Below are 5,693 nucleotides of genomic sequence, written 5' to 3' on the forward strand. Positions count from 1 at the left end.
GTACATGGCGAGGACGATCCTGTCACAAAACCAGTAGCTTACAAAGTTCATAACAGCAGCGACGAGAAAGGCTATATACGCACCGGACCTCCCGCCTATCAGACTTCCTATGGCGACAAATATTATTGTTAAAACCACCATTAGAAAGAATGTCTTTGCCTGATTCATTAAAACCTCCGTTTTCAGATGCTTACTAAAGTATAAGCATTTTCAGGCTTTAATCAAGAGATAACGGAGCGGAGAGCTAAGAGCGGAGAGCTAAACTCCTTTAAAGGAATTGCTTCTTTTGTTTCTTGCTATCCACCATTCACTATCGACTATCGACCGCCTTTATGCTATCCACCGCCTTTATGCTATCCACTATTTTGCTCGAAACTTCCTTCGCAATTAAACCGTACACTATCGACTATTCACTGCCTTTTGTGGGCCGGACTAAAAAACCCACTTTAGTTCTGCGCTTATGATGTTTACCGATCCGCTGTAGGTGCCCAGCAGCCCTCCTCTCCGGTTATCCTCAGGGTCAGCGGTCGATTTGGTGATCTTTGTATCGTTGATAAAGAGGTGCGCGCAGGCGACATTGAATGTTAACGCATCGGTGAATCCATACCCTGCGCCAAGGGAGAGCCATAAACGGTCCGCGTCGGGGATCCTCGCCGTTCTCCTCCGGTCACTGGGAACAGGCGCCTGATCGTAGGCAGTACCGGCACGGAGGGTCCAGGCCTTGTTCGGGGTGAAGGTCGCGCCCAGCGAATAACGGAACACCTCCCTCCATTCCGTCGTTACAACGGAATCGGTGCGCCCGTTATCAAAGCGGATACGCAGTTCGTCGAAGGTGCTCCAGTTCGTCCAGGTAACATCACCCATGATCGACCATTTTGGGTTGAAACTGTGGAAGAAGCTCACCGACAATGAATCGGGGGTGGTCAGGTGCGCGTTGATATCGTCGTTCTTGAAGTTCGGCAAACCGGCCAGCGCAGCGGGGACATTGTAAAATTTTGCGTTTCCCTCGAGGGTGTATCTGACCTTCGAGCGATATGCCGCCCCGACCCTCGTATCTTTTGTAAACTCATAGAGGAGCCCGACGTTCCATCCGGCGCCCCATGCATCGCCTTTGAGTTTGACAAAACCATCGGCGTTCTGTGCCGATCCTATGAAGGACCCGAAGTCAACAGCGTTGGTCAGTATCGCCTTGACATAGCCGATATTTATCCCTCCGCCCACACTGAACTTCTCGTTGACGCGGTAAGCAACGGAAGGGTTGATATTGATATTGCTGAGGTCCGATTCGATGGCGTGGTATCTGCCGACCCACCTGTTGTCATATTTGGTGGCTAAGCCGAAAGGGGCATTGATGCCTATGCCGACGGCAAGCCGGTCGATCTTCTGAACATAGTAAAGGTTCGGAGTGACCTTTGCGACGCCGGCGTCGCCACCGTTGTTGCCGCGTAGGGCAGGGTCTGTGCGGTGGGTTGAGCCTTCATTCCTGAATGTAAAATTCGGTACTATAAGATTCGCTGCGGCAACGGATTGCGTCGGGATCTTCGTCATGCCGGCAGGGTTGAAGAAAACCGTTGTAGCGTCCTGCGCAGAGGCAGAACCTCCCGCGAAGGAGTTCCCCAGGCCGCTTACGCCCTGTTCGATGAGGGCAAAACCCGCCCCGGATGCCGATCCTGTAGATAAAAGTATCAGGCAGAATACACCAATAAGTACAGATCTGATTGTTTTTAAATCCATTTCCCCTCCCCCTGCAAAGTGTTTTATTAAAAAAAGTATGGGCTACTCATCAAATACCTTCAGGAACGACACGCCGAGACCTCCCGGACCGACGTGGGATGCGATTACGCCGCCGATCTTGCCCCGGTAAACAAGGGAAAGGCCGGGAATTTTCAAAAACCTCTCTACAAGTTCCGCCATGACTTTGCTGTTTCCTGAGTCTGCTACCGACAGCAGGATCTGCGAATGTTCACCGGCTCCTTTTTCCACGAGTTCCACAAACCGGCTCAGCAACCTCCCGGTCGTGCGTATCTTCTCGACAGGCTGGACCTCCCCTTCCACCAAGTGTAAAAGAGGTTTTATCTTCATAAGTGTGCCCAGGAAGGCATGGGCCTTTCCTATCCGGCCTCCCCGCTGCAAATACTCCAGGGAATCGACGGAAAAATAGGTTTCCACCTTCCGGGTGAGCTCCCTGGCAAAATCTGCCACACCTTCAAAGGAGGTATTCTGATTGGCCTTTTTGGCGCATAAAAGGATGATCAAGCCAAGCCCCATAGAGCCCTGGAGGGAATCCACCACTTCTATGCGGGCGCCCGGGAAATGATCTTTGGCGAGAAGGGCAGACTGGTAGGTGCCGCTCAGCCTGGATGAAATATTGACGCAGAGCACGGGCTCCCCCCGTGCTGCAAAAGGAGCAAAGGCGTTGATAAAATCCTGGGGGGATGGCTGTGATGTTGTCGGAAAGTCCGTTGACCTTCTTAAGAGCGAACAGTATTCATCGGGTTCAATATCATAAAAGTCCTTCCAGCTTTTTTCTCCCAGGTGAACGGTCAGAGGCACGACGCCTATATCGTATTCCCGTACCAGGTTCTCCGGCAGGTCAGCAGTGCTGTCTGTGATGATCTTTATGGTCTCTCCTTTCCTTACTCTATTGAAATAATATATTGCGCGTATGGTTGCCCGCCGTAATACAACTCAACTGTTTTGTCCTTAAAACGTTGCTGCACCGCTGATTGCAAGGTCTCCGCGTCCTGTTTTCCAATAGAATCACCATAAAAAAGGGTGATGATCTCGTCGTCGGCGTCGAGCATGGATGACGCAAGGTTCATAACGGTTTCTCCCGCAGAGGCTGAAGAGCATTGGATTTCCCCCCTGTAGATACCGATCGAATCGCCGGTTTTGACTTCAATCTCCCCTGCCGTGACACTCCTGGACGCCTGCGCTACCTCCCCGCTTTTCACGCCATCCCACGCCCCTTCCATGTTGCTGACGTTCTTCTCAAAGGAGGCGTCATCCATATAGGCCAGCAAAGCCGATAGGCCTTCAGGGGCAGAGGATGTTTTCAAAACCGTGACCTCTTTTGGCGTCATGCCTGCTGCCTGGATTGCCGCAGGATAAACATTTTTATGATTGGGCAGGATGATCACGTTCGAGGATGTCACTGTTTCTATCGCAGACACGATGTCGGAGGTACTGGGGTTCTGGGTTGGGCCGCCATCCACCACCAGTTCGCTGCCGGCGTTGTAGAATATCTCCTTCAAACCGTCGCCCAGGACAACCGCAACGACGGAGGTAGTCTTTTTGCTTTTTTGGTTCGCAAAGCGCGATGTATGCTGAACAAGCATATCATCCACCTTGATCGATGAAACCTGGCCCAGGGAAGAGGCATAGCGCAAGACCTCTTCGGGCTGACCGGTATGGATATGGACCCTCGCCAGGCGGGTATCGCCTACCAGTACGATGGAATCGCCCATCCGGACGAGATTCTCCTTCATCGCGTCCCCTGAGATCCGGCTTCCCTTGAGGATGAACTCGGTACAGTAACGGTAATTCCATTGGTGTTCCACCGGTTCTGCCACTGTCCCGTTGAGTATATCTTCGTCGTCGATGACCGCGCCGGTCTTCATATCGCCACGGATCAGGCGCACCATGCCCTCCAGGAAATAGTAAAAACCAAGCCCCCCTGCATCAACGACGCCGGCTTCCTTAAGCCTGGGAAGGAGAAGCGGGGTTCGTTCCACAGAAGACCACGCTGCTTTGACCATCTCATTAAGGAGGATCGCAAAGTCCTGCTCGTTCTTGACAACCTTCTCCGCGGCTTCCGATGTCTCACGGACAACGGTAAGGATCGTGCCCTCTGCCGGATGGAGGATGGCCTTGTAGGCCTTCTTTGCAGCGCAGGAAAAGGCGAAAACAATATCTGCCGCAAAGAGACGCTCGCGTCCCTCTATCCCCTCAGCCACCCCCGCAAGGATCTGTGCCATGATTATCCCGGAATTGCCCCTGGCCCCCATCAGGGATCCCCAGGCTGCGGCCTTGGCAGTCGTTTCCAGGGAGACTTCCTGCAAGGCTTCTATCTCGCGGACAGCGGCTATGAGCGTCATGGACATATTGCTTCCCGTATCCCCGTCCGGTACGGGAAAGACATTGATCTTGTTCAAGTGGCTGCGGTTGTTAACCACCCGGTCCGCTCCGGCCAGGATGACCTGCTTAAACCGCTTTGCATCACAATAGAGAATTGCCATCTATTATTATGCCTTTCTTTACTTTGTTCTCCGCCTGAAAGTCATTGCCCTTCATCAATAAGGACTCACGCCGTCAAGTATTCGGTAAACGTCATAATCTTTTTTGTTTTTCCCTGTTTATCGAAGGGTCTGACTAAGTGATTATTCTCTTTCAATATGAGATATTTTTCAACAAAAATAAATCGTTCCGCAAACCTAACCCTTATTTTCCCGGCTGAACCTTTTTACCTTATCCATGAACTCTTTCAGCTTTCTCTCATGCCCCCTGTCCCTGGGGTAATAGTATCGCTTGTCTTTCAGTTCCTCAGGCAGATAGGTCTGTTTAACGAGTGCGTTTTCATAATCATGCGGATAGAGATATCCCTTGCCGTATCCGAGTTCCTCCATGAGCCGTGTCGGGGCATTCCTGATATGCAGAGGGACAGAATATTCAGGCATGTTTTTCACATCGCGGCTCGCGGCGCCGTATGCCGCATAAACGGCATTGCTCTTTTCACAGAGCGACAGGTACAGGCATGCCTGCGCAATTGCCAGGTACCCTTCCGGGGGGCCGATAAACCTGAATGCCTCTGTGGCGGCCATCGCCAGCGACAGAGCATAAGGGTCGGCATTCCCCACGTCCTCTGACGCAAAACGCACGATCCTCCGCATGATATAGAGCGGGTCTTCCCCCCCTTCGATCATTCGCGCAAGCCAGTAAAGGGCGGCGTCGGCATCGGAGCCGCGCATGCTTTTGTGAAGGGCGCTTATAAGGTCATAGTGCATCTCGCCTTTTTTGTCATATACGGCTACCTTTTTCTGGTAAGCCTCTTTGACGATAGCGTGGTCGATGACAGGCTCCTTCTGTCCTGCCTCGCGCACCATCTTGTAGCTGACCTCGAGGAGGTTAAGGGCCCGTCGCGCATCCCCGTCGGCGAGTATGGCGATCTCTTCGACCGTTTCATCGCTGATCTTTAATCCTGCAGACTTGAGTTCCTTGTCGTCGCTTAAGGCCCGCCTGAGGATCGTCACCAGCCCGTCTTTTGTCAACGGGCTCAGGGTGAGTACCCGCATGCGCGACAAAAGGGGCGAGATGATCTCGAAGGAAGGATTCTCTGTTGTAGCACCGATAAGGATTATGTCACCGCTCTCAACATGAGGAAGGAACGCATCCTGCTGAAGCTTGTTGAAACGGTGGAACTCGTCGATGAAGAGGATCATCCGCTGGACCTTTGCCTTCTGCATGACCTCCTTGACCTCTTTTATGCCGATATTCACTGCGCTCAGGGAGATAAAGGGGACCTTCATATATCTTCCCATGAGCCACCCGAGGGTTGTCTTCCCCACACCGCTCGGTCCCCAGAGGATCATGGACGGTATATCCTTTTTTGCTATGAGAAGCCGCAGTATCTTGCCGTCACCGAGGAGGTGTTCCTGCCCGACAAAGTCATCGAGCGTCTTTGGTCTCATCCTGTC

General features: G+C 52.4%; 4 protein-coding genes. All 4 read right to left on the minus strand.

Annotation, left to right across the window (positions count from 1 at the left end; all coding sequences use genetic code 11):
• Positions 1 to 432 precede the first annotated feature (432 nt).
• Positions 433 to 1,734 (minus strand): outer membrane protein transport protein, encoded by a 1,302-nt coding sequence (locus PHU49_02240; GenBank protein ID MDD5242813.1) that lies wholly within the window; start codon positions 1,732 to 1,734, stop codon positions 433 to 435.
• A 42-nt stretch (positions 1,735 to 1,776) separates the two neighbouring features.
• Positions 1,777 to 2,613 (minus strand): DegV family protein, encoded by an 837-nt coding sequence (locus PHU49_02245; GenBank protein MDD5242814.1) that lies wholly within the window; start codon positions 2,611 to 2,613, stop codon positions 1,777 to 1,779.
• Between the two features lie 23 nt (positions 2,614 to 2,636).
• A complete protein-coding gene (locus PHU49_02250; protein ID MDD5242815.1) occupies positions 2,637 to 4,238 on the minus strand; it encodes a DAK2 domain-containing protein in 1,602 nt (533 codons plus the stop codon).
• A gap of 195 nt (positions 4,239 to 4,433) precedes the next feature.
• Positions 4,434 to 5,693 (minus strand): replication-associated recombination protein A (locus tag PHU49_02255; protein MDD5242816.1); only part of this gene is annotated, 1,260 nt, incomplete at its 5' end.

The organism is Syntrophorhabdaceae bacterium (assembly GCA_028713955.1).
Classification (GTDB): Bacteria; Desulfobacterota; Syntrophorhabdia; order Syntrophorhabdales; family Syntrophorhabdaceae; genus UBA5609.

What these genes read in the sequence shown, in the direction of transcription:
- PHU49_02250 (MDD5242815.1), bottom strand. Translation starts at nt 4,238, where the DNA reads ATGGCAATTCTCTATTGTGATGCAAAGCGGTTTAAGCAGGTCATCCTG.
- PHU49_02240 (MDD5242813.1), bottom strand. Translation starts at nt 1,734, where the DNA reads ATGGATTTAAAAACAATCAGATCTGTACTTATTGGTGTATTCTGCCTG.